General features: G+C 37.8%; 20 protein-coding genes and 1 tRNA gene. 11 read left to right on the top strand and 10 right to left on the bottom strand.

Annotated elements, in window-relative coordinates; all coding sequences use genetic code 11:
- Window positions 1-81 precede the first annotated feature (81 nt).
- The 4 genes from AN34_RS14380 to AN34_RS14395 form a co-directional block, all read right to left on the bottom strand.
- Window positions 82-166 (bottom strand) — tRNA-Ser (locus AN34_RS14380).
- 184 nt (window positions 167-350) lie between these two features.
- Window positions 351-788, bottom strand: coding sequence for a DoxX family protein (locus AN34_RS14385; RefSeq protein ID WP_029286597.1), 438 nt, complete (start codon window positions 786-788; stop codon window positions 351-353).
- A 150-nt stretch (window positions 789-938) separates the two neighbouring features.
- On the bottom strand, window positions 939-1631 hold the full coding sequence (gene pepE, locus AN34_RS14390; RefSeq protein WP_029286599.1) for a dipeptidase PepE: 693 nt from the start codon (window positions 1629-1631) through the stop codon (window positions 939-941).
- Window positions 1632-1663: 32 nt separating this feature from the next.
- Window positions 1664-2278, bottom strand: coding sequence for a Crp/Fnr family transcriptional regulator (locus AN34_RS14395; RefSeq protein ID WP_029286601.1), 615 nt, complete (start codon window positions 2276-2278; stop codon window positions 1664-1666).
- 251 nt (window positions 2279-2529) lie between these two features.
- Between AN34_RS14395 and AN34_RS14400 the strand changes: the two genes are divergently transcribed.
- Entirely contained in the window at window positions 2530-3795 is a 1266-nt protein-coding gene (locus AN34_RS14400) for an ATP-binding protein (RefSeq protein WP_029286602.1), read from the top strand.
- Between the two features lie 121 nt (window positions 3796-3916).
- Here the strand turns inward: AN34_RS14400 and AN34_RS14405 are convergent, their stop codons facing one another.
- Window positions 3917-4501, bottom strand: coding sequence for a hypothetical protein (locus tag AN34_RS14405; protein WP_029286604.1), 585 nt, complete (start codon window positions 4499-4501; stop codon window positions 3917-3919).
- A gap of 270 nt (window positions 4502-4771) precedes the next feature.
- Between AN34_RS14405 and AN34_RS14410 the strand changes: the two genes are divergently transcribed.
- From AN34_RS14410 to AN34_RS14430, 5 genes are all read left to right on the top strand, one after another.
- On the top strand, window positions 4772-5329 hold the full coding sequence (locus AN34_RS14410) for an RNA polymerase sigma factor (RefSeq protein WP_029286605.1): 558 nt from the start codon (window positions 4772-4774) through the stop codon (window positions 5327-5329).
- Between the two features lie 109 nt (window positions 5330-5438).
- Entirely contained in the window at window positions 5439-6383 is a 945-nt protein-coding gene (locus tag AN34_RS14415) for a FecR family protein (protein WP_029286607.1), read from the top strand.
- 85 nt (window positions 6384-6468) lie between these two features.
- The gene (locus tag AN34_RS14420; protein ID WP_231625559.1) at window positions 6469-9816 is read left to right on the top strand and encodes a TonB-dependent receptor; all 3348 of its coding nucleotides are present in this window, start codon (window positions 6469-6471) and stop codon (window positions 9814-9816) included.
- An 11-nt stretch (window positions 9817-9827) separates the two neighbouring features.
- On the top strand, window positions 9828-11348 hold the full coding sequence (locus AN34_RS14425) for a RagB/SusD family nutrient uptake outer membrane protein (RefSeq protein ID WP_029286610.1): 1521 nt from the start codon (window positions 9828-9830) through the stop codon (window positions 11346-11348).
- Window positions 11342-13195, top strand: a complete 1854-nt coding sequence (locus AN34_RS14430; RefSeq protein WP_029286611.1) for an alkaline phosphatase — start codon at window positions 11342-11344, stop codon at window positions 13193-13195. The genes AN34_RS14425 and AN34_RS14430 overlap by 7 nt, the downstream gene beginning before the upstream one ends.
- 867 nt (window positions 13196-14062) lie before the next feature.
- Here AN34_RS14430 and AN34_RS14440 read toward each other — a convergent pair.
- Complete coding sequence (locus AN34_RS14440) at window positions 14063-14539, bottom strand: ankyrin repeat domain-containing protein (RefSeq protein WP_029286614.1); 477 nt, start codon at window positions 14537-14539, stop codon at window positions 14063-14065.
- A 323-nt stretch (window positions 14540-14862) separates the two neighbouring features.
- On the opposite strand from AN34_RS14440, the gene AN34_RS14445 reads away from it, so the two are divergent.
- The 3 genes from AN34_RS14445 (at window position 14863) to AN34_RS14455 (ending at window position 18032) form a co-directional block, all read left to right on the top strand.
- Entirely contained in the window at window positions 14863-15417 is a 555-nt protein-coding gene (locus AN34_RS14445) for a ferritin-like domain-containing protein (protein WP_029286615.1), read from the top strand.
- 11 nt (window positions 15418-15428) lie between these two features.
- Window positions 15429-17621: a catalase gene (locus tag AN34_RS14450; RefSeq protein WP_029286617.1), complete on the top strand. Its 2193-nt coding sequence runs from the start codon at window positions 15429-15431 to the stop codon at window positions 17619-17621.
- Between the two features lie 120 nt (window positions 17622-17741).
- Window positions 17742-18032: a hypothetical protein gene (locus tag AN34_RS14455; protein WP_029286618.1), complete on the top strand. Its 291-nt coding sequence runs from the start codon at window positions 17742-17744 to the stop codon at window positions 18030-18032.
- Between the two features lie 119 nt (window positions 18033-18151).
- On the opposite strand, the gene AN34_RS14460 is transcribed toward AN34_RS14455, so the two are convergent.
- A complete protein-coding gene (locus AN34_RS14460) occupies window positions 18152-18337 on the bottom strand; it encodes a hypothetical protein (RefSeq protein ID WP_029286619.1) in 186 nt (61 codons plus the stop codon).
- Between the two features lie 651 nt (window positions 18338-18988).
- Here AN34_RS14460 and AN34_RS14465 point away from each other — a divergent pair.
- Window positions 18989-20407, top strand: coding sequence for a L,D-transpeptidase family protein (locus tag AN34_RS14465; RefSeq protein ID WP_231625560.1), 1419 nt, complete (start codon window positions 18989-18991; stop codon window positions 20405-20407).
- Here AN34_RS14465 and AN34_RS14470 read toward each other — a convergent pair.
- Window positions 20404-21198, bottom strand: coding sequence for a murein L,D-transpeptidase catalytic domain family protein (locus tag AN34_RS14470; RefSeq protein WP_029286621.1), 795 nt, complete (start codon window positions 21196-21198; stop codon window positions 20404-20406). The two genes, AN34_RS14465 and AN34_RS14470, sit on opposite strands and share 4 nt — an antisense overlap.
- Window positions 21199-21435: 237 nt before the next feature.
- Here AN34_RS14470 and AN34_RS14475 point away from each other — a divergent pair, with 237 nt between their 5' ends.
- Window positions 21436-21684: a hypothetical protein gene (locus AN34_RS14475; protein ID WP_029286622.1), complete on the top strand. Its 249-nt coding sequence runs from the start codon at window positions 21436-21438 to the stop codon at window positions 21682-21684.
- 70 nt (window positions 21685-21754) lie between these two features.
- Here AN34_RS14475 and AN34_RS14480 read toward each other — a convergent pair whose 3' ends face one another.
- Window positions 21755-22264: an RNA polymerase sigma factor gene (locus AN34_RS14480; protein ID WP_029286624.1), complete on the bottom strand. Its 510-nt coding sequence runs from the start codon at window positions 22262-22264 to the stop codon at window positions 21755-21757.
- 308 nt (window positions 22265-22572) lie between these two features.
- A complete protein-coding gene (locus tag AN34_RS14485; protein WP_051666583.1) occupies window positions 22573-23193 on the bottom strand; it encodes a Crp/Fnr family transcriptional regulator in 621 nt (206 codons plus the stop codon).
- Window positions 23194-23333 lie beyond the last annotated feature (140 nt).

The raw sequence follows: 23333 nt of genomic DNA on the forward strand, positions 1-23333 counted from the left end.
TGGGAATTCGCACAAAAATTGGTATCTTCAAAAACAGAAAAAGCCTGAAATCATTAATTTCAGGCTTTTAATTTTGTTCCGCGGAGAGCGAGGGATTCGAACCCCCGGACCTATTACAGTCAACAGTTTTCAAGACTGCCGCATTCGACCACTCTGCCAGCTCTCCGCTGCAAAAGTACAAAGTTGATCGTAATCTGCAAATGATTTTACCTTTAATATTCAATAAAAAATATTAGTGCCTGTTAACCATTAAGTTAGCGTTTAATTTTTATTGAAAAATCAAGTCAAATTTGCAAAATAATGCGGTATCATTCACTTTTTAAGGTGATTTAGATCTTGTTTAACTTCAATTATTGTGGAATGGCTTGTGTTTTATCAACAGCCAATACCCCATTGCCTTCGATTATAAAACAAATTAATCCGATTAATACCAGTGATGAAAACCAGAATTCGGAGTATGGTTTAAATATACCCGCGGAGATATTAATAAAAAATACGGCTCCAATTAATATGGGCAAATTAACCAGGCAAAATAATCTGGTATGCGTACCCAGCGCAATAGCAACGCCACCAATAATGTGGACTAAAATAATAAAGTGAGCTGCCAGGCTAATGCTAAATGCCGTACCCAGCATAGCGCCTCGCATTAAATGGTTAAAGGCTTCCATGTTGATGTAAAAATCAACTCCTTTCCAGATGAGAATGATGCCTAACAATATTCTGAAATAATCAATCCATTGGGGATGATGCTGATCTCCCCAGTTTTCAATTTTCTTGAGCACTTTCATGATTTCTATATTTGGTTATACCAATTTACAGAAAGTCGATATTAAAAGCAAAGTTTATATTGTTTATTTCCAGTCATTTAAAATGTAATCAATACCTGAAGTTTTAGTCATACCAAGTGTTAAATACCCACTCCATAGTATGCTAGAAAATTAAAGAACCGTGCCAGGCTCAATTTCATAAGGAGCTTTATTTCTCTCAAAAATTCGTGTTTTTTCAGTACCTTCTGTGCTGATCCGGTCACCTATCCTTCTGATCCAGTTGCCCTCTCTTAAACCAATTACTTTAATGTCGTTTTGGGTTAAGAATTCCATAATTCTGGTTTCCCTGGTTTCGCCATTATGTTTTAAATCAGAATTTGGATCAAGGTAATGAGGATTAATGTTAAAGGGAACCAATCCCATGCAATCAAAAGATGGCGGATAAACAATAGGCATATCATTTGTGGTTTTCATATTAAGTCCACCAATATTGCTTCCAGCGCTGCAGCCCAAATAGGCTTTACCATTTTCTACATTGCTTTTTAAAACTTCCATCAAACCATTTTCATGGAGCGTTTTAACCAGTAAAAATGTATTTCCGCCACCGGTAAAATAGCCTTTGGCCTCCTGGATGGCTCTGATCTGGTCATCAAATTCGTGCGATCCGCGGACCTTAATCTGAAGTTCAGCAAAAAAAGTTCTGGCTTTATCTGTGTATTCATCACATGAAATTCCGCCTGGTCTGGCAAATGGAATAAAGATAATTTCTTCAATTCCCGTAAAAAGATTAACAATCTCTTTTTTGAGATAAGCCAGGTAAGTTCCACCAAAAAGGGTAGAGGTTGAGGCAAGGATAATATTCATTATATTTTGAATTTAAAAAATGTGTAATGCGTTTATACTTTACTTCTCATTCTACTGAGTGTTTCAAGACGCATACCAATAAAAGAGGCAATATATTTTAACGGAACCCTATTCATCAGGTGTGGATAAGAAACCAATAACCTTTGGTAGCGTTTCAATGCCGTTGGTAATCTGACAATAAAGGCTCTTTCAGATGCACCTTTAATATAGATTTCAGTCATCTTTCTGCCTACATAGTTGGCAATGGGATAATTTTCATACAATAATTTCGACATACTATGAGGAATGGCAATGGCTATTACGTTTTCAATGGTTTCTATATATTCATCAGTAATTACATCCTCCCATAAGTTTCTGATGGTGCCAGCAAGCTCATTTTCCGCAGCAATCCAGGTAGTAATTTTCTTGCTACCCATTTTAATATAACCATGAACAGCACCTTGCAGAATCAGGTAAATATATTTATTTCGCTTTAAAGGAGATGCGATGTGTTTGTTCTTTGCGAAATTAACGGGAAAAGTTTGGTCATTGATCACCTCTTCAATTTCGGGACTAAGGTGATGAAAAGATTTAAAAACAGCAATTAATGGAGATTGCCCACCAAAGGAGGCCCACTTCTGGTCACCATAAATATTCTCAATGTTCATTGGGGGAAAAATATTTGAATAAAATCTACAATAATAAATATAAAAAAAGAAAACAGACAGCTTTTATTTAAAAAAAATGATGGCTTTTATCTAAGAAAACCAACCATCATATGGCACTGTAACGTCATAGAGCCTTTTTTAAAAACTTTGCAATAAATAACCTGACGAAATATGGTAAACAAATTCAATATAGATAAACCGCTTAATTTATATGAATGTTTGATTATATTTGCTAATTAATTTAGTAATAAATGTCTGAAAAAGTTAACATTACCGCAAAGGGTATTCAAAAGGTACTGCGAAATTATAATGAAAAGCAAGCGATAGCAGAATATATATGGAATGGTTTTGATGCCAATGCTGATGTCATTAAGATTGATTATGTAACCAATGAACTTGGAAGGCTGGATAGTCTTCAAATTGCAGATAATGGCTATGGTATTAATTTTAATAAGTTGAAACATAAGTTTGATCCATTTTTTGAATCCGAAAAGGCCATTCAGATTGTTGCCCCTAAGCATACTTCTAAAATGCATGGGCGAAATGGTGTTGGCCGACTTACCTTTTTCACTTTTGCCTACAATGCTACCTGGAATACCACTTACCAGGATGAGAAAGGTTTTCATCAGGGAACCATACAAATTAATGCTGGTGGATTAAATCATTATGAAGCGGTTGAAGTGCCAAATACAACTCAAATAACGGGTACTGTAGTTACGTTTACGAACCTGCATATTGGTCAGCTTGATTTGGAGCAAGGTGTGATTCCCTTTTTAATTAATGAATTTTGTTGGTTTATTGAATTGAACAGGCATAAAAAAATGCAGGTACTGATCAATGGAAATGTTTTGGATTTCTCTTCAAATATTAAAAGTATGGAGGAATTTGAACTCGTTTACCCAGATACTGGATTTAGATTTCATATCAAATATGTACACTGGAAAGAAGGTTTGCATAAAGAACTTTCTAAATACTATTTTCTGGCAGGTGGTGAAGAGATTTATAAGGATTATACCACACTAAATAAAAAAAGTGATGATTATTTTCATAGCGTTTACATTAACAGTGACTTTTTCAGGGATTTTGATTTTAAAAGTTTTGAAAATGAAGGCCAAGTAGCGTTGTTTGGTGCCGCAAAATCTGCTCCTGAATATCGTTTTTTAATTAAAGAACTAAATGATTACCTGAAAAATAAGCGTAAGCCCTTTTTGCGGGAATATGCTGATCGTTTAATAAATAGCTTTGAGCAGGATGGAATCTTTCCAAAAGATATAACTGATCGGGAGCAAATGGTTATTAAGCCCAAATTAATTAATCTAATTAAAGTATTATATGAAGTAGAACCGAAATTATTTAGCAGTTTAAGCATCGATCAAAAGAAAATGATGATCCGCTTATTTGATCTGGCGCTAAAGACTAATGAAAAGGAAGGTATTTTTAACCTGCTGCATGCCATCGTTCAGTTAGAGGAAGATGATGAAAAGGAATTGTTAGCTGTTTTGGAATTGGAGATTTAATAACGCATTTCAAATGTTATTATAAATGCTGAGGGTTAATGAATGTTCATTAAAAAATTGGCAAATACAAAAAAAGCCGGAATCTGATCGATACCGGCTTTTTCTGTAGTATTATTCGTTATTAATTACGAATATCGCCTTTTACTTTGTTAGCTGTTCTTTGTCCAGGTAAATAAACCTGGAAACCAAAAGAAAGGTTTAAGCTGTTTTGAGCTGTAGTATTACCAAATCCTACTAAACCATTGTATTTTAACAAGGTTTCTAAACCAATGTTTGGTGTAATGAAATAAGCAAAACCAGGACCAACGCTTAAGTTTAAGCCATTTGTATTAGCACCACCTCTGCTTACGCTAGTACCACCAACACCAACTGTTGCTTCTGCAAAGAAACGCCCGTGGTTTAATACTTCAACATCTTTACCAGCATAATAACGGCCTAATGCACCTACACCATAATTAGTTGTAGTTGGTGCATTTTTAGTAGTGCTTAAACCAAAGTTTACATATCCACCTAATGCAACGTTATCTTGGATAAACCAAGCTGCTTTAGGTGTAATGTCTACACTGAAAACTTTAGGGTTATCCAAACCTAAATTGATATTTGCCAGGTTTCCTCCAACCATCACATTACCTTTTTGAATTTGTGCCTGAGCAACACCCATAAATAATGCTACTGAGAATAAACTTGAGATAAAAATTTTTTTCATGATAAATGATTTAATAATAAATATAATAACCGAGATTATTTTCGATTTAAAGAGCCAACATTTATAATTAAATAATGTTTAAATTATTTTATTTTTCATTGATAATCATTGTTTTATGTTTTATTTAAGATGTAAATAGTCTTGAAATTGTTATACAGATACTCATCAAAATAAGTTCCGTTCGTAAATGATTTGGTGCATTAGTCTTTATAATGAGTTAATATGGAGTGAATATTAGCTCACTAGCTTTGCTGCACCAAACTAAAAGTATTGAGCGACATATTAATTGCATCATTAAAAAACGATGATCCTTTCGCAATGGAGCAAATATTCCACGCCCATTGGGAAAAGGTATTTGATTTGGCCTTTAAAAAGCTGGGCGATGAAACACTTGCGCAAGATATGACGCAGGAAATTTTCATCTCTTTATGGGAAAAACGTAAAAAACTTGATTTGACCAATAATCTTTCAGGCTATTTATATGGAGCGGTAAAAAATAGGGTTATCGATTATTACAGATCCAGTTCTATTAAAGATGGTCATCAGGCGGAGTATGCTATCCTGATGAATCAAAAGAGGGAGATTGCTCCTGACGAACATTTAATCTTTCAGGATACTACAAAAGAAGTGGAGGCTATAATGCAACTCTTGCCAGAGCGGATGCGTCTGGTGATTTCGATGAGCAGGGAACAGGATAAAACAGTCAAGGAAATTGCAACTGAACTTAATGTTTCTGTACAGACGGTAAAAAACCAGATTACCTCAGCAATGAAAATACTTCGGGAGAACTTATCCTATTTGTTGATCATCGTGTTTTTCTGGCTTTAATTCACTCCAGTCCTGATTTTTTCTGGTTTTTTCGGCCTTAACCGAAACTTAACTTACTGATAACATTTTTGGTTAGTACCCTTTTCGTTTTGAAACGACATCTATACAAATGAGCGAAGAAAAGGCAAAACAACTTTTAACGAAATATTTGGACGGTGAGGCAAGTCCTGAAGAGTGTGATCAGGTAACGGAATGGTATGATGCCTTAGGTACAGATCAAAAGGCACCTACAGCTGAGCAAAAATCAGCCATCAGTGAAAAGATGTTTCAAAAACTGCAATCGGCTATTAATTATCAGAAAACCAGGAAACCTTTCTTATTGGAACACTGGATTAAAATTGCCGCAGCCATAGTAATAATTGCTTCTGTTACTTTCTGGCTCTGGCAACAGCATACTGGGTATGAAATCCCTAACAAACAAATCACGGCCTCAACCCAAGCGGGGGAGCGTAAAAAAATTATACTGAGTGATGGTTCGGAAATCACTTTAGACCCTTTAGCCAAAATCACTTACCCTGAAAAATTCCAGGCCAATTCTCGTGAGGTATCTATTATAGAAGGAGAAGCATTTTTCTCCATTTCGCATGATGAAAAAAGACCTTTTCAGGTGAAGCTTCCCAACCATTTAAATGTGTCCGTATTGGGAACTTCATTTCTCATCCGTGCCTACCATGCAAAAAAAGAAGTAGAAGTTGCCGTTTCAACAGGTAAGGTGGCCATCAAAAATGATGATAAACTGCTGGGAACACTAACCAGAAATCAAAAACTTTTATTTAATAAGGTAACTGGTAAATCTATTTTAAATGTTGTTCGTGAGGTCCGCACTGTTGAAATCAATTTCAATGGAGCCACACTAATGCAGGTTGTCCGGCGGATGGAATACCTATATAACATTAAAATTCAGCTGCATCAAACTGCCTTAGTGAACTTAAAAACAACGGCAACATTTAACAGTGCACAGCGACCTGAAGAAATTCTCGACATCATTTGCTCATTACACCACCTCAAATTCAGTTCAGATCAAAATCACCAAACATTTAAAATCTATCGATAATGTACAATTAAATCTTTCATAAACTGTCTGTTGCATTCAACAGACTTATTCAATACTATTTTAATTCTTATAAGCAAACAAACAAATGAAAACAACCTCGTCCAGGAGGACCTTATCTCTTTATCAGATCATGAAATATTCATGCCTAACATTTTCAATCATCTGCATATTCTGCAGCTCACTTTTGGCTTCGCCCAGCATGGCCCAGCGATTGGCCAAAAGTAAAGTAAACATTAAGATCAGCAAAGGCCGTAAACTCAATGAAATTGTTCGTGAAATCGAAAGTATTTCAGGTTTAAGCTTTGTTTATAATCCTGATCTTCTTCAAAAATCAAATACCCAGCTCAGCGGCGATTTCCAAATGGAACCCGTACGTTCTTTGCTGGATAAGTTAGGGCTAAGCGTAGAAGAAAAGGGCAACTACGTTATTTTGAATAATGCTACTTTTATTAAACCTGACCGGATTATAACAGGTGTGGTGAAAGATTCAACAGGTTTGGTTTTACCTGGTGTATCCGTTAAAGTTGTTGGCACCCAAAGTGGTACCACCACTGATGCAAATGGTGCATACCGGATTGAGGTAGGCGCACAAACGGTGCTTTCCTTTTCCATGATCGGTTACCGTACCAAAGAGGTAACAGTAGGTGATAACGTTTCTATTAACATTACACTGAGTGAGGAAAGATCAACCTTGGCAGATGTTGTGGTGGTAGGTTACGGAACCCAAAAGAAAGAAACATTAACAGGTGCAGTGAGTTTGGTTTCTTTGGATAAACTCTCATCACGATCTGTAAATAGTGTTGGAGAAGTGCTGGCAGGTAAATCTCCAGGCGTAATTGTAACCAATGAGGGTGGCGATCCAACTTCATCACCCAGAATAAATATCAGAGGAGCAGGCGGGATTAATGGAGAAAGTGTTCTTTATGTTATTGATGGATCTATTTTTCTCGGTACACCAAATCTGAATCCAAATGATATTGAATCAATCTCTGTTTTGAAAGATGCTTCTGCCGCCATTTATGGTGCACGTGCTTCTGGTGGCGTGGTTTTAATTACCACTAAAAAAGGCAAGAAAGGCAAAATGCAAATCAGCTTTGATGCCAAAGTTGGAGAACAAAGTGCCTGGAAAAAGCTGGAAACCTTAAATGCCCAACAACGTGCTCAAGTGGCTGCAACTGCTGCAAAAAATGGCGGAACTACCATTTTGCCGGCATTTGATCTTACTAAATATCCTGACGGACAAACTACCAGAACCAATTGGATGGATGAGGTATTTAGAAATGCCTTGCTTCAGGATTATAATGCAGCCATTAACGGAGGAAGTGAGAAATCTACCTTTTATTTAAGTTTCAATTACCGTGATGCGGAAGGGATTGTACTGAATACCAAAACCAAACGCTATAATTTCAGAGTCAATTCTGAACATGAACTTACGCCCTGGTTAAAAGTGGGTGAAAACTTATCTTATAGTAGTACCAATGGCAATGGAGCCAATACCAGCAGTGATTATACAGGTGCCCTTTTATCGGCCATTTATTATCCTACGAATGGTACGCCCTACAATGCTGATGGCAGCTTTGCGGGTTTACCTGGCGGACAATATGCAGGTGATTATGGAGATATTATTAATCCGGTAGCCGAATTAAAAAGAATTGACATCAATAACCCTGTCAACGTGTTGGTGGTTAATCCTTATGCTACCCTTCAGCTGGCTAAAGGTTTAAGTTTTAGATCAAACCTGAGCATCACCAAATCAGATGCCCAATTTAAAAGTTTTACACCAAAACGCCCGGAAGTTGGAAAGCCAGTATTAAGCAATAGTTTGGTACAAAGAGCAGATGCGGTAAATGATTTTTTAGCAGAACAGGTATTAAATTACAAAACCACCATTGGAGTTCATCAAATTGATTTAACGGGTGGTTATACCTTTCAGAAAACTAAAAGCAATGGTTTGTATACCTCCGGATCTGGCTTTGATGATGAGTCTAATCAATACCGTTATTTAACCAATGCCACCATTATTCAACCTTCTACCAGTTATTATGATGCTAAAGCCATTTCATCACTGTTTTTAAGGGCCAATTATAATTATAAGGAAAAATATTTACTGTCATTTATCGGCAGGAGAGATGGTTCATCTATGCTTGCCAAAGAAAACAGGTTTAGAAATTATGGTTCTGTTTCAGCAGGCTGGTCTATCAATAAAGAGGCGTTTTTAAAATCAGCCAACTGGTTAAATGAATTAAAGCTAAGAGGAAGCTATGGTATTTTAGGTAACCTGGGGAGTTTATCTTCATCAGCGGTTAATCCGTTACTGGCTGCAACGCAAAGTTATTTCGGTCAAACACCAACCCTGCAAAACGGTTATGTTCAAACTATTCTTGCCAACAAAAATTTAACCTGGGCAGAGAGTAAACAAACCAATATAGGTTTGGATGTAACAGTTCTTGATCGCTTAAGTTTGGTGGCAGATTATTTTATTAAGGAAACGGATAAAATGATTCTGACCCGTTCTTTGCTAGGCACTGCGGGGTTAACTTCTCAAACCATCAATGCAGGCTTAGTAAAAGATAAAGGCATTGAACTTGGTTTAACTTATAATAGTGCTAAAAACACCGCATTTACCTATTCTGTAAATGCAACGTTAACTAAAGTTAATAATAAGGTAGAGGAATTGGCGCCAGGATTAACCAATATCGCTGTAGGTACCAATTTTAGAAATGAGCTTGCTCCACTGGCTATTACTGTAGGCCAGCCTTTGTATAGCTATTACGTTTTAAAAACGGAAGGTATTTTTCAAAGCCAGGCAGAAGCCGATAATTACAAAAATGCAAATGGACAGAAAATTCAGCCAAATGCTAAAGCTGGCGATTTTAAATTTGCAGATCTTAACGGTGATGGATCAATTGATAGCAAAGATCGTTACTTCGCAGGGAGCGCCTATCCTGATTTCTCTTATGGACTAAGCTTTAACGCCAGTTATAAAAATTTCGATTTCAATATCTTCGCACAGGGGGTACAAGGAAATAAGCTTTTCAATGCGGTAAAGAGAACAACCTATAGTGCCAGCGGACCTTCTTACAATAAGCTGGTTGGTATTTTAGATGCGTGGTCTACAGAAAATCCAGGCGGAAAAGTGCCTATCATTTCTACAAGTGATAACAATGGAAACTTTAATGCTTCTGATTTCTATATTGAAGATGGATCTTATCTGCGTATCCGCAATGTAACACTTGGATATAGTTTACCAAAATCACTCACCAGCAAACTTAAAACCGGGGCGGTAAGGGTTTATGCCACTGCCAACAATTTATTTACCATTACCAAGTACTCAGGCTTCGATCCGGAAATCGGGATGGATAATAATGGCCTTGATGTGGGGCGTTACCCGCAAGCAAGAAGTTTCATCTTTGGTTTAAGTGTTAATCTTTAATTTATAATTTAATGAAAACGAATATAAAATACCTGGCACTGATTGTTATTATGGCTTTCGCCTCGTGCACCAAACAACTGGATATCACGCCAGAGGGATCTCCATCGGCACAAAATTTCTGGAAAACAAAGGAAGATGCCATCAAGGCCGAAGCCGGAATGTATGAGAATTATAATGCAGAAGATTTTTATGGTCGTGGCATGTTTTGGTTTATTAATGCCAGCGATGACATGGTTACGGGTAGAAACAAACCGGAAGCAGACAATATTAAAAACTTTAACCGGAGTTATGTAGGCGGTGGTTATACCGAATCACAATGGAGTATGCGTTATGCCATTATTAAAAGGGCAAATGATATCATTACGCATGTACCAGCCATTGCAATGGATGAAACATTGAAAAAACAAATTGTTGGTGATGCTTATTTTAACGCCGGGTTGGTTTATTTCCAGCTGGCTTCCAATTATGGTAATGATAAAGCTGGTGTACCCATTGTAACTCCGGATGCTGATGCATCTGTGGCCATCCCAAGGGCAAAAAATGTAACAGAGAACTATGATTACATCATTTCATTATTATTGAAAGCCGCAGATAATTTGCCTAATTTTTCAGCAATGAAATCTACAGATTATGGTAAAGCACACAAAACTGCTGCCTGGGCATATTTATCAAAAGTATACCTGTTCAAAAAAGATTACGCCAATGCAGCAAAATATGCTGATATGGTGATTGGGTCTGGTCAGCATGACTTGCTAACTAATTTTGCCGATGTATTTAAAGCCTCAAATAATTGGTCTAAAGAATACATTTGGTCGGTAGTATGTACACCAAACGGCGGTGGAACAGGTTGGGGCAGTAAGTTACCGGGTGTAATGCTAACCAACAAGGCTTGGGGGATTTATAACGGCTGGGGTTATTACCTGCCAACTAAAGAACTTTATGATTCTTTTGAAACAGGAGATCAGCGTCGTGAGGTAACCATTTTAAAACCAGGCGACAAATTTATGTTTTTTGGCACTGAGCGGAGTTTTACCAAAGATGGTGGCGCCACTTCAAATTACCAGTTTAAAAAGTATATGGAGCCTTTCAGTTATGCCAATCCCATTCCTACACACGTTAACCCCAATGGTGATAACGGAACAACAGATTTAAACGTGCCTTTAATGCGTTTTGCTGAAGTCCTTTTAATTAAAGCTGAAGCAGCGATTAATTTAAATGGCGCTGGAGCTGGCGATACCGAACTAAATAAAATTAGGGTAAGGGCAGGGCTCTCACCAAAAACCGGAATGACGATTACCGATTTGAAAAGAGAACGCCGGAATGAATTGGCGGGCGAATGGGCCGATCGCCACCGCGATTTGGTGCGCTGGGGAGATGCACAAGCTACTTACGCTAAGCCATTGCATGACTATGATGGTTCGGTTATCTGGCCTGCCAGAACGTTTAACCCACAGGTTCATGATGTTTGGGCCGTTCCGCAAAGAGAAATTGATAACAGTTCTGGCGTGATTAAACAAAATGCAGGATGGTAAAAAGAACTCAATTAATTTGTTTATTGTTCATCATATTTGGCATTCAGTCAGTTTCTGCACAACAGAAACTGACCGCCAATAATGGTCATAGTCACAATGATTATAAACAGCAAATTCCCTTGCTGGAAGCTTACTACGTAGGTATGGGCTCCATAGAAGCTGATGTTTTCTATCGGGATGGTGAACTTTATGTAGCGCATGAAAGCAAAGAGATTAAACCAGGCAAAACCTTAAAAAAGATTTACCTTGATCCGCTGGTAGCCTTGTTCAGGGAAAACGGAAATCAACCTTATGCCAGTGCCACGCAAAAACTTCAGCTGGTGATAGACATCAAGGAAGATTACAAGCATGTGCTTGCCACCCTGATCAAACAGCTGAAAGGCTATGAATCTGTTTTTGATCAGTCTAAAAACCCATCTGCCATTAAAATTGTAATGAGTGGTGATGTGCCACCAGCTGATCAGTTTGGCCAATATCCGCAAATGATATTTTTCGACGGCCGTCCGGGGAGAAAATATACTGATGAACAATTGAAGCATATCGGGATGATCAGTGATGATCTTTCGCATTTTTCAGTATGGAATGGAAAGGGTACACCAACACCACCTGATTTAGAAAAAATGAAAAAGGTGATTGCTGAAGCCCATCAGATGGGTAAGCCATTTCGTTTTTGGGCAACAAAAGATAGTCCGAATAGCTGGAAAGAATTGGAGCAAATGGGAGCGGATTGGATTGGAACAGATCGGCCGAACGCTTTAGGCGAGTTTTACAAAAACAGAGATAAGTTGGAGTACACCAATACCAAAAAGTATCAGCCGTATCAACCCATATATAAAAATGATGGGTTGCCTAAAAAGGTTAAAAATGTGATTCTTTTAATTGGAGATGGAATGGGATTGGCTCAAATTCAGGCAGGTTTAAGTGCCAATTTCGGACAACTCAATATGATTAATATCCAACATATTGGTCTTTCCCGTACAGAAGCTTCCAACTCTGATTTTACAGATTCTGCAGCGGGTGCTACGGCAATGGCAACCGGACAGAAAACCAATAATCGCTATATCAGTATGGATGTAAATGGGAAACCTTTACCATCTATTCCAGAGATTTTAGCACCAATTGGTATAAAAACAGCTATCATCACCAGTGGCGATATCACTGATGCCACTCCGGCGGCATTTTATGCGCATCAAATAGAAAGAACCATGTCGCAAGAAATTGCTGCAGACTTTCAAAACAGTGCTGTAGAGGTGTTGATCGGTTCGAGGCGTAAAAGCTTTGTTGAAAATAAGGATGCCAATTTAATGCAGAAACTAAAGGCCAAAGGTTACCAGTTGCAAAATAACCTGAATGAATTTACTGCTGCAACATCAGGTAAACAACTGGTACTATTGGAAGATTCTGTTACAAGAAGTATTTTAAAGGGTAGAGGCGAGATGCTTAAAAAGTCACTTACAAAAAGTATGGAATTACTATCCAAAAATAAAAAGGGCTTCTTTATCATGGCTGAGGGGGCACAAATTGATCATGGCGGACATGCAAATGATTTACCATACGCGGTTACCGAATTGCATGATTTTGACCGGATGGTGGGTGAAGCCATGCGTTTTGCTGATCAGGATGGGGAAACACTGGTTATCGTGACGGCAGATCATGAAACTGGCGGACTTTCATTATTAGACGCCTCATATAAAAAAGGAACCGTTCGCGGGAATTTCAGTACTGATGATCATACCAACATCATGGTTCCGGTTTTTGCCTACGGACCAGGATCACAAAACTTCACTGGTGTTTATCCGAACACTGAGATTTGTAGGCGAATTTTACATGCATTTGGCGTAAAATAATATTTAAGCGTACCATCTACTCCCCTCCTTTTTTAAGGAGGGGAGTTTACAAGGCGATTGGTTAATTCTTTAGCTTTTTCTCTAATATCTCCGTCATTAAGAAAGCTTTTACTGCCGACGAAGCAATCTTAGTATTTTATTTAATGATATTTTCTTGTCCTGGCCGGACAGGCTCTCTTCTTTGGGCAACCAAAGAAGCAAAACCGAGCACTTCTGCGAGCTCATTAATGCCAATAAAGACACTGAAATCCATTAATAGTTGCCGGCTCGCAATTTTCTGGTTTTATTATAGTCAATGGTCAGACTTGGTTTTGCCCGGTTTTTTTGGTGATCGAAATTCCCCTCCTTCGGACTATCGTGTTGACACATCTTCTAGGCAAAATTATTTATGCATTTTGCTGACCAACTTTAATTAAGCATAGGCCTTACCGAAGAACGCCGTCAATCCCAAGGGCCGGAGAAATCAAAAAAACAGGTGTACAATAGTAGAAATGGCACTACCAAACCTTAAACGCAGTGGTTTTGTGTTCATTAATGCAGGTTCGAAGCTTAAAAGAATATGAATACAAAACGAAGTGCCGCTGTTTTTTTGATGTGTGTGGGGTTGTGTGGCAGGCCCCTTGCTGGATTGACAAAGCGCTTTGGGTACTTTGGCGCTCCAAAGTACCATGCCCCCGCGGCAAAGAGCGGGCAAAAGATCTTTATAAATTAATTGTGTCCACACGATAGTCCTTCGGAGGGGTGCCTGCAAGGCGGGGTGGTTCTAAAATATATACGAAGTCATCGGAGAACCCATTATCCTGAACTTGATTCAGCACCTTTAAAAATTAACCTTGATATAAATCCTGAATTAAATTCAAGAGTTCATTAGGATACATTTAACAATTTTAGCCCATCTTCATTTCTTTGCATGGCGGCCAAATCTGCAGCAGTCTGTCCACGGGCATCCTTCATTTCTGTATTTGCACCGTTAGCAAGCAATAATTGCAACACATCATTCCTTCCAAACATGCTGGCAAACATCAGTGCTGTTCCACCATTACCATGCTGTAGATCGAGATTTGCGCCACGTTCTACCAGGAGTTTAGCAATTTCAATATACCCTTTAAAGCTTACCCCCATAAGTGCCGTATTACCCCCATCATCGGCAGCATTAATATCAGCTCCGGCATCAAGTAACAATTTAGCGGCTGCTAACTGGTTGTTATAACAAGCAATAATCAGTGGCGTATATCCTTTTTCATCGCGTGCATTTAAATTGGCATTCCTGCGAATCAATTCCTGTAAAACTTCCATTTCGCCTTTTCTTGCGGCGGGTATCATCAATTGATCGATATTTTCCATGCAATCAAAACCATAGAATCTCATCAAAGTTTTCTTAAATGAACAGTTTATTTAGTGATGTTGATAAGTGTTCTTTTTCGGCCTTTACAATCTAGTGTTTTAAGCATCGGCATTTCAGTGAAAGAAAAGTATTTATCACCGTAAAACTCTTAAAACTATTTTGTGTCGGCAGGGGTTCTCTTAAGGTATAACACTGCAGAAAAGAACCTTGGATAAAAGAACCAACCTGATGATAAAATAAAATATTTTGATATCATCAGGTAACTTTCCCCATCCTTGTACTGCAGTTTAGCCACAAACATCAACATAAACAAAACATCAATATGAAAAAACAGGAAAGCGGTACTGAACCAAAGTTAAGTACTAAAACCACTAAAGATTCTTCTTCAGCACTTCAGGAACTTTTTACTGATGGCATCCGCGATCTATATTGGGCAGAAAATCATCTGGTTAAGGCATTGCCTAAAATGATTTCTGCAGCTACGGCATCCGAACTTGTTTCTGCACTTGAATCTCACCTGGAAGAAACAAAAACGCATGTATCCAGATTAGAGCAGATTTTTGAATTGCTTGGAGAAAAAGCAATTGCAAAGAAATGTGACGCCATGGAAGGTATCACCAAAGAGGGTGAAGGCATTGTAGAAGAAACGGAACCAGGAACAGCAACGCGTGATGTAGGCATTATTCTGGCTTCTCAAAAAGTAGAACACTATGAAATTGCATCTTATAGTGGTTTAATTCAACTGGCTACCACTTTGGGCTTAACAGAAGTGGGCGATATTTTGGAAGAGACGCTGTCTGAAGAGAAAAATGCAGATACGAAACTATCGGATATCGCTGGAAACGAAATCAATTACAAAGCAGCTGAGGAAGCTTAAGAGAAAATATTATGGCGAAAAAATCAGAAGACAATACCATTAAACCTACGCAGGTTGAAAATGATAAAACCACCAAACTGGAAGAATTTGTTGCCGATAGTACCGGGCAGCAAATGACCACCAATCATGGTGTGAAAATTAGCGACGATCAGAATTCATTAAAAGCTGGCGACAGAGGGGCAACCTTGCTGGAAGATTTTATCCTTCGGGAGAAAATTACGCATTTTGATCATGAGCGTATTCCAGAACGTGTGGTTCATGCGAGAGGATCGGCCGCCCATGGTGTTTTTAAAGTGTATGAAGATATGTCTGAAGTAACACGGGCAGCATTTCTTTGTGATCCGGGAGCAGAAACACCTGTATTTGTAAGGTTTTCTACGGTAGCAGGATCAAGGGGATCAACCGATCTGGCCAGAGATGTGAGGGGATTTGCAGTTAAGTTTTATACTCAGGAAGGAAATTTCGATCTGGTAGGAAACAATATGCCAGTCTTTTTCATTCAGGATGCCATTAAATTTCCTGATTTGATCCATGCCGTGAAACCTGAACCAGATAATGAAATGCCTCAGGCTGCATCTGCACATGATACTTTTTGGGATTTTATTTCACTACTTCCTGAATCTGCACACATGATTATGTGGGCCATGAGTGACCGTGCCTTACCAAGAAGTTACCGCATGATGGAAGGTTTTGGCGTACATACTTTCAGATTCGTGAATGCCTCTGGCGTAGCGAGTTTTGTTAAATTTCATTGGAAACCTCTTTTAGGGGTGCATTCAGTAGCATGGGATGAAGCCCAGAATATTTCTGGAAAGGATCCTGATTTTCATAGAAGAGATCTTTGGGATGCCATTGAGGCTGGCGCTTTCCCGGAATGGGAATTGGGTGTTCAGATTATACCGGAAGAAGATGAATTTAAATTTGAATTTGACCTTTTGGATTCTACCAAATTGATACCGGAGGAATTGGTTCCTGTGCAAAGAATTGGTAAAATGACGCTGAATCGTAATCCAGACAACTTTTTTGCGGAAACAGAGCAGGTGGCCTATCATATTGGTCATGTAGTGCCTGGAATTGATTTTACCAATGATCCGTTGTTGCAAGGCAGGCTTTTCTCTTATACCGATACGCAGTTAATTAGGTTAGGTGGACCAAATTTCCATGAAATTCCAATTAACCGTCCTGTTATATCTGTACACAATAACCAGCGTGACGGCCATATGCGCCAGACCATTAATCGTGGAAAAACCAGTTACGGACCAAATGCCATTGCGGCAAATGATCCACAGCAAACCGCTGCAGCAAATGGAGGTTTTACCAGTTACAATGAACGAATAGATGCGAGAAAGATCAGGGCTAGAAGTAAAAGCTTCTTTGATCATTTTTCTCAGGCAAAATTGTTTTTTGATAGCCAGTCTGATCCTGAAAAAAATCACTTAATTGATGCCCTTTGTTTTGAATTGGGAAAAGTGAAAATGGTACCTATCCGTGAGCGGATGTTGGGTGTTTTAGCACATATAGATAAAGGTCTTGCTGCCGCGGTTGCTTATTCACTTGGTTTACATGTGCCTGAAATTCCATTAGCAGAACTTAATGGAAGTGTTCCTGCTGATGCTGATCCGGCAGATTATGCATCAGAAAAGAAAGAAGGTTCATTGGCTAAATCAGAAGCTTTAAGCATGGCCAATACCATTAAAGATTCTATTGTAACCAGAAAAATTGCTATTCTGGCTGCGGATGGGGTAGATGGAAAATCATTAAGTACCGTGAAAGATGCACTGGTTGCTAAGGGCGCAGTAGTTCATATTATTGCACCTAAATTAGGTGAGATCATTTCAGCAGAAGATCAACACATTCAGGTAGATGAAAGCTTCCTTACCGCTGCTTCTGTACTTTATGATGCCGTTTATGTTCCTGGAGGAACGAATAGTGTTGCTAGTTTAGAGGCTGAAGCCAATGCTGTGCATTTCCTTAATGAGGCATTTAAGCATTGCAAGGCGATTGCTGCAGATGATGCTGCCATTCAAGTATTGGAGGCTGGTTATTTTCATAAAAAACTTCCGGCAGAATATTCTGCTGAAACCGTACTTAGAGAAGGTATTATCGTATCAGATGATCTTTCTACTTTAACAGATTTGTTTGCGCAAATGATTGCGATGCACAGATTCTGGGAACGGGAAGTACCAAGAAAAATTCCGGCTTAAATTGTAAGCCAGGTATTGTTATACGAAGACCGGTGAGAAGCCGGTCTTTTTTTGTCTGGTGCGTTTCGCAGAAGACTATATAAATCATTTATTAAGTTAGATAATTTTAATTAACAGCATATGGATAATCAAAAACATGTTCCTCGCTTGACTGAGGTACAGCAGAAAAAATTTGAAGATGGGCTTTTTGAAACTCGCTGGACGGAAGCCGGAGAACCTTATTTCGTAATTGAAGATGGATTTGACTTAAATGAATTTGCAGTTTTGGCCAAAAAGGTTTTAGAAAGCAAGAAAGAGATTGCGCATGATTTTACTTCAAAAGTAATCAGTAAATCAGGTGAAGATGAAGTGACTTTTGAATATCAATCTGGTTGGTTTCTGGAGGGCTTAGGTGAATTACCTTTAAACTAACAGAAGATTCTTTTAGTAATTTATTTTTAAGCAGCTAAAGCAAATAGCCATATAACAGCATGTCCACCTTGAAACTTAATTCAAGGTGGACATGCTGTTGGTTTCATTTGTGCTGTGTACTAGTTTTTTACTTCGGCTTTTTTAGCTTCAGCTTTTTTTGCTGCGTGCTTACCATGTGCTTTTTTTACTTTTTTAACCTGTGTTGTATCAGCTTTTGCTTTTGCAGGTGTTTTAGTTTGTGCGCTAACTGTGTTTACAGTAAAAGCTGCTACTAGGGCGATCATTAAAACTTTAATTGCTTTCATTTTCTTATAGTTTATAAATTATTAAACCTTGTTAATTGTTCCATAAATGTCTACATCCTAAATGAAGATTTAATGAATATTAAAAATTTGCAATTAAATCATTCGACTTACGAAGTTTCGGTGGAATGATGAGCAGGGGAACTTCGTCAGTCTGAATGCAGCGTTTGGAATTTGAAAATCCGTCGTTTAGAACTGAAGGGTAGGGCTTAGTAATGGGGTGAAGCAATTTGATTCGTTAAAATAGATTGCTTCGTATGCAAAAAAGCCAACTCGCAATGACAAAATATAAAAATCCGTTATTAGCATTACTTTATTTAAAACTGGCGAAGTTTTACCACGCTACTGGCCTTTTAAACTTCGCAAGTTGATAACTCGACTTACGAAGTTTCTGTAGGATGGTGAGGGGGAAGAACTTCGTCAGTCTAAATGTATCATTAATAGTTAACCTTTAAACTTTGTAAGTAAAATTAAATTCAATCAATTCATTATCAATTAAATATAAACTTCGTAAAACAAATACTACACAATTTGAATTATATCCACATGTATTCATTGAATTTTAAAAAGCCGATATTTTGTGTCTTATCGATATTATTCAGCTTAACTATTATCACCAGCTGTAAAAAAAATAAATCTCAAGTTGGTGCGTATTTGGCTAAGGAGACCGGAAACAAAATCTTCAATCAGATTGATATGGAAGAATTTGGACAAAAATTAAAGTTGGCAATTGAAAGCCGCTCAAAAACACTTCAAAATCCTAAATTTACAGATGCCATATATGCTGAGCATCAATATGAACCTATATTAACAGAGAAATATTTTCCGGATAGCGGGCTTTTAAAAGCTGCAAATGTTATTGCTCAGGTTGAAGATCATGGTTTATCTCCAGAAACGTTTAAAATCTCAAAATTTAAATCCACTCTCGATAAAATTTATCAGAAATCAGAGGTAAAAGACCTGGATGCGGCTTATCAAACACTTATCGATCTTGAATTAGCAGCAAGTTATTCCATTACCACTTATAGTCAGGCCATGGAATTTGGGTTGGTTAGTCCACGTAAAATTTATGCGCAATATTATACTAAAACTAAAAGGCCAGATTCAATAAGTTTTAGAAAGCCTTACCAAACTAAAAACCTGAATACTTTTTTAGATAGCATTCAGCCACAAAGGGCAGATTATAAAATGCTACAACAGGCCTTAAAGCAGCATACACTTGCACCCGGTCGCTCTGCTGAAGAAAGCAAACGGTTGATTGCTGTAAATTTAGAACGTTTGCGCTGGCAAAACAGCCCTGTTGAGGATAAGTATGTTTGGGTAAATATTCCTGAATTTCAGTTACAGGTGATTGAAAAGGGCCAGGTTTCTTTAGCCATGAAAGTATGCGTAGGTGAAGGACGGAACCAAAATATGGCTCCTTCATTAACTGAATATGATGAGAATGAACTAGAGAAGGACCGACCATTTAACAGGGAAACGCCACAGCTTAAAAGTTTGATTCATAGTGTTCAGGTCAATCCGGTTTGGAATATTCCTGAAAGTATTGCGACCAATGAAATTGTTAAATATGCCGCAAAAGATCGTTATTATTTAGGTAATAAAAATATTGATGTGTTTTATAAGGGAAAACTGGTAGAAGACCCGGAAACCATTGACTGGTCTGCAGCTGATGTTGGAAAAACGTACACTTTTAAACAACGTCCGGGCGATGATAATTCACTTGGTAAAATCAAATTTCTATTTAATAACCAAAGTAGCGTTTATTTACATGATACACCGGCTAAAGCTGCTTTTAATCAACCTGTTAGAGCAGTAAGCCATGGCTGCGTAAGGGTAGAACAACCACAAGAACTGGCTAAAGCACTTTTTGGTGCCGGAAAAAAGTTTGACCGCATTAGTACGGGAATGATGAGTGAGGATCCTAAAGCTGAGAATATTTCACTTCCTAAGCAAATTCCAGTCTACCTCAGCTATTTTACCTGTTGGCGAAATACAGCAGGCGAACTGAAATTTGCAAAGGATATTTATGGATTGGATGCCGTATTATATACACATCTTTTCAGAAGCTAATCCATATTATTGCCATAGAGGCTATTGTTTTTGATTTCAGGCATAATGGCAAGGTAAGCACTATCTTCATTTAAGTAAGAAGAAGAATATTTTTCTGCAGATCTGTTAATGAATAGTACGCTACCTTCGCCGAGCGAAGAAATCAATGCATCAGCCAGTTCAGGAGAAACTGCAGGGCAACCCTGGCTTCTACCTAATCGACCTAAAGCGGCAATGGTACCTTCACTTACATATGGAGCACCATGAATGACGATGGAACGAAGTCTGGCATTGTCATTAAAGCCAGGATCCATGCCATCTAGTTTTAAAGAGCGGCCATGTGTACCGTGGTATTCCTCACCAGTAACATAAAATCCAATACTGCTTGTAAATGAATCATTTTGATTGGAAAATGTTACGGCCTGGTCTTCACCACTCCGTTGTCCGTGGGCTACCCAAGTGTTCAATACCACATCCTTTTGATCGACATTTAGTACATATAGCCGCTTATGCGTGCTGGGTTGATCAAAATCAGCAATGGTTAGCAGCGCATGGTCAGAGAGCAAACCAGCTTTTTTCAAATTATAGAAGCCAGTAAGTGCTTTTTCAAATACAGGAAAGGCAAGACCAGAATCTTTTAAATGTGCAGATTGATAAAGTGATTTTGCATGATGAATATAAGCAGTTTCTAGAGGAACTTCTTCCAAATTCTTTTGCGTACCCATTTTGGTGTCACTATTTTTCCATGAAGTGAAAACTGAACAGGTAGCGATTAATAAAAGACCGGAGATTCCTAAAACATAATTTCTCATAGGCGATACGATTGTAATAATGATTTAAGTAGGTCTTTGTTTATAGGCTTTTGTTTTATGGTGAATATAAATATACAAAAATGTTACATCAAAACCAAATAAATTCATGAATATTTCGGGTATTGGAACGTTAATAAGCAGGTATTGAGTTTGCAATTTTGCTGAATTTAATCCATATCCATTTTACAATGAACCTTTTTCTATTCTTCCTGTTATTCTAAAAAAAGCAATTTAAAAATGATCGAAAAGAAAGAACTTTTATCAGAGAATCTAAAAGATTTTATGGATTATTCTGTGGATGTGTTGAATGCTATGGATGGCGCTCCAGAACATACTGCCGAGAAGCAGGAAGTGGTGAGGGGGAAGATCCAAAATTTAAAAATATACCTGAATCACCTGGAGGCTTCCTACAATGAGAATACGCCAAAAATAAATACAGGTTCAGCAACCGGTGAAACTCCTGCAATTCCTGATATTGTTATTTAATACTATAAACAAAATCGGGCATGCTGAATTATCAATTCAGTATGCCCGATTGGAGTTTAAGGGTGCCTTTTTAATTGTTATTGTATTGCTTAAGTAGCTTCTTTAATCTTAACCTGGCATGATGAATATAAGTTTTTACGGTACCCAATGGCAAATTTAGTTCGTCAGCAATTTCCTGATATTTGTAACCTTCAAAATAACGGATAAAGGGTACAGAATAAATTTGAGGAAGACTATTCAAAGCTTTCTTAATATCATCCATGGCAAAACTGGTCTCAGCACCGTTAGCAGTGGCGCTATAAGTCATTTGACCTGCTGAAACTTCATCTTCTCTAACTACCCGACTTCGGTGCCTAACATTTTTATGGTAATTGTTAATGAATGTATTCCGCATAATTACGAAAAGCCAGACTTTGGTATTGGTTTGATAATCACACCTGTAAGCAAAACGGGTAGCTTTAACAAGTGTATCCTGAACGAGATCATTTGCATCGTCAAGGTCCTTAGTGAATTTTAACGCATGCGAGATTAGCGACTTGGCATGTGTTTTCACGCTGATGGAAAATTCATTCTCTGTCATAGGTAAACTAGTTAAGATTTAATGAGGGTGATTGCGAAAACAACACGAAAGCTTTTAGGAGGTTTTTAAATAGAAGGCAGAAATACCTTAATGAGATAAAAACGGGTAGATATACTGGAGATCACCAAGTATTTAGTCGGGCACAATCGTAATTGTACTATGGGTTATAGTAAAGAAGGAGAGGTTATTAATCGTTAAGTGTTTAGGTACAGGTAATTATATTGGCTAAGAAAATTTATGATCACCCTATTATTGTATTCCTTTATCCTTTTGGTGTGCTTGTAAAGCACTTATAAAGTGATATCCTGCTATGTCATTTCCATAATCTTAATATCTAAAACTTTATTTCTTATTCTGCTTAAAGTTTCCAGGCGCATCACCAGGTAACTGGCGAGATAGCGCTGCGGAATTCTGTTCAAACCAGGATGGCCTGCCTCAAATTTTAGATATCTACCTAATGCAGACGGTATTCTGGCGAGGAGTGATCTTTCTAATGCAATTTGATAGTTTATTTCCAGTAGTTTCCTATTGATAATCTGGTATTCGGGGTAAGTGGTATTAATGAATTCTATCAGTTTATAAGGTATTCGAATGAGCTGACTATCTTCCAGAGCCTGTAAATATTCTATGGAATATTTTGATTTATTTCCTGGCTGATGCATGACTTCAATAAACTGGTTTTCGAAAACAAACCGGGTACTAATTTCATTTTTTCCTTCTCTGATAAAACCCCTTGCAAGCCCCTTAACTAAAAAGTAAATGGCGTCATTGTTATCTAATGGAGAGAGGATGAATTTGTTTTTTTTAATGTTAATTAGATCACAATTCCTTTCATGGTGTGTTATAAAAGATTGAGAAAGTGGATGAATTTGCTCCAAACACTTGAAGAGCGGTTGCAAAAATAAATAATCTACAGCATTTGTTTTCATATCCTACATCTAATAATATCCTTATTGCTTTCAAAAAATAAATTTTGAGAAGTGCAATATCAGCATCAAAGTTAGTTTATATGCAACCTGATGCGATATTTGGAGGCCTATATCTCTCCAACGATTCAATCGTTATATGA

The sequence above is a fragment of the Pedobacter sp. R20-19 genome, from assembly GCF_000708265.2.
In the GTDB taxonomy this organism is placed as follows: domain Bacteria; phylum Bacteroidota; class Bacteroidia; order Sphingobacteriales; family Sphingobacteriaceae; genus Pedobacter.

Bases quoted from the DNA above. Each gene is read 5' to 3' on its own strand.
- AN34_RS14415 (WP_029286607.1), top strand. From the start codon at position 5,439: ATGAGCGAAGAAAAGGCAAAACAACTTTTAACGAAATATTTGGACGGT.
- AN34_RS14470 (WP_029286621.1), bottom strand. From the start codon at position 21,198: ATGAGAAATTATGTTTTAGGAATCTCCGGTCTTTTATTAATCGCTACC.
- AN34_RS14460 (WP_029286619.1), bottom strand. From the start codon at position 18,337: ATGAAAGCAATTAAAGTTTTAATGATCGCCCTAGTAGCAGCTTTTACT.
- AN34_RS14440 (WP_029286614.1), bottom strand. From the start codon at position 14,539: ATGGAAAATATCGATCAATTGATGATACCCGCCGCAAGAAAAGGCGAA.
- AN34_RS14475 (WP_029286622.1), top strand. From the start codon at position 21,436: ATGATCGAAAAGAAAGAACTTTTATCAGAGAATCTAAAAGATTTTATG.
- AN34_RS14405 (WP_029286604.1), bottom strand. From the start codon at position 4,501: ATGAAAAAAATTTTTATCTCAAGTTTATTCTCAGTAGCATTATTTATG.
- AN34_RS14400 (WP_029286602.1), top strand. From the start codon at position 2,530: ATGTCTGAAAAAGTTAACATTACCGCAAAGGGTATTCAAAAGGTACTG.
- AN34_RS14455 (WP_029286618.1), top strand. From the start codon at position 17,742: ATGGATAATCAAAAACATGTTCCTCGCTTGACTGAGGTACAGCAGAAA.
- AN34_RS14450 (WP_029286617.1), top strand. From the start codon at position 15,429: ATGGCGAAAAAATCAGAAGACAATACCATTAAACCTACGCAGGTTGAA.
- AN34_RS14445 (WP_029286615.1), top strand. From the start codon at position 14,863: ATGAAAAAACAGGAAAGCGGTACTGAACCAAAGTTAAGTACTAAAACC.
- AN34_RS14385 (WP_029286597.1), bottom strand. From the start codon at position 788: ATGAAAGTGCTCAAGAAAATTGAAAACTGGGGAGATCAGCATCATCCC.
- AN34_RS14480 (WP_029286624.1), bottom strand. From the start codon at position 22,264: ATGACAGAGAATGAATTTTCCATCAGCGTGAAAACACATGCCAAGTCG.
- AN34_RS14425 (WP_029286610.1), top strand. From the start codon at position 9,828: ATGAAAACGAATATAAAATACCTGGCACTGATTGTTATTATGGCTTTC.
- AN34_RS14395 (WP_029286601.1), bottom strand. From the start codon at position 2,278: ATGAACATTGAGAATATTTATGGTGACCAGAAGTGGGCCTCCTTTGGT.
- AN34_RS14430 (WP_029286611.1), top strand. From the start codon at position 11,342: ATGGTAAAAAGAACTCAATTAATTTGTTTATTGTTCATCATATTTGGC.
- AN34_RS14485 (WP_051666583.1), bottom strand. From the start codon at position 23,193: ATGAAAACAAATGCTGTAGATTATTTATTTTTGCAACCGCTCTTCAAG.
- pepE (WP_029286599.1), bottom strand. From the start codon at position 1,631: ATGAATATTATCCTTGCCTCAACCTCTACCCTTTTTGGTGGAACTTAC.
- AN34_RS14420 (WP_231625559.1), top strand. From the start codon at position 6,469: ATGAAAACAACCTCGTCCAGGAGGACCTTATCTCTTTATCAGATCATG.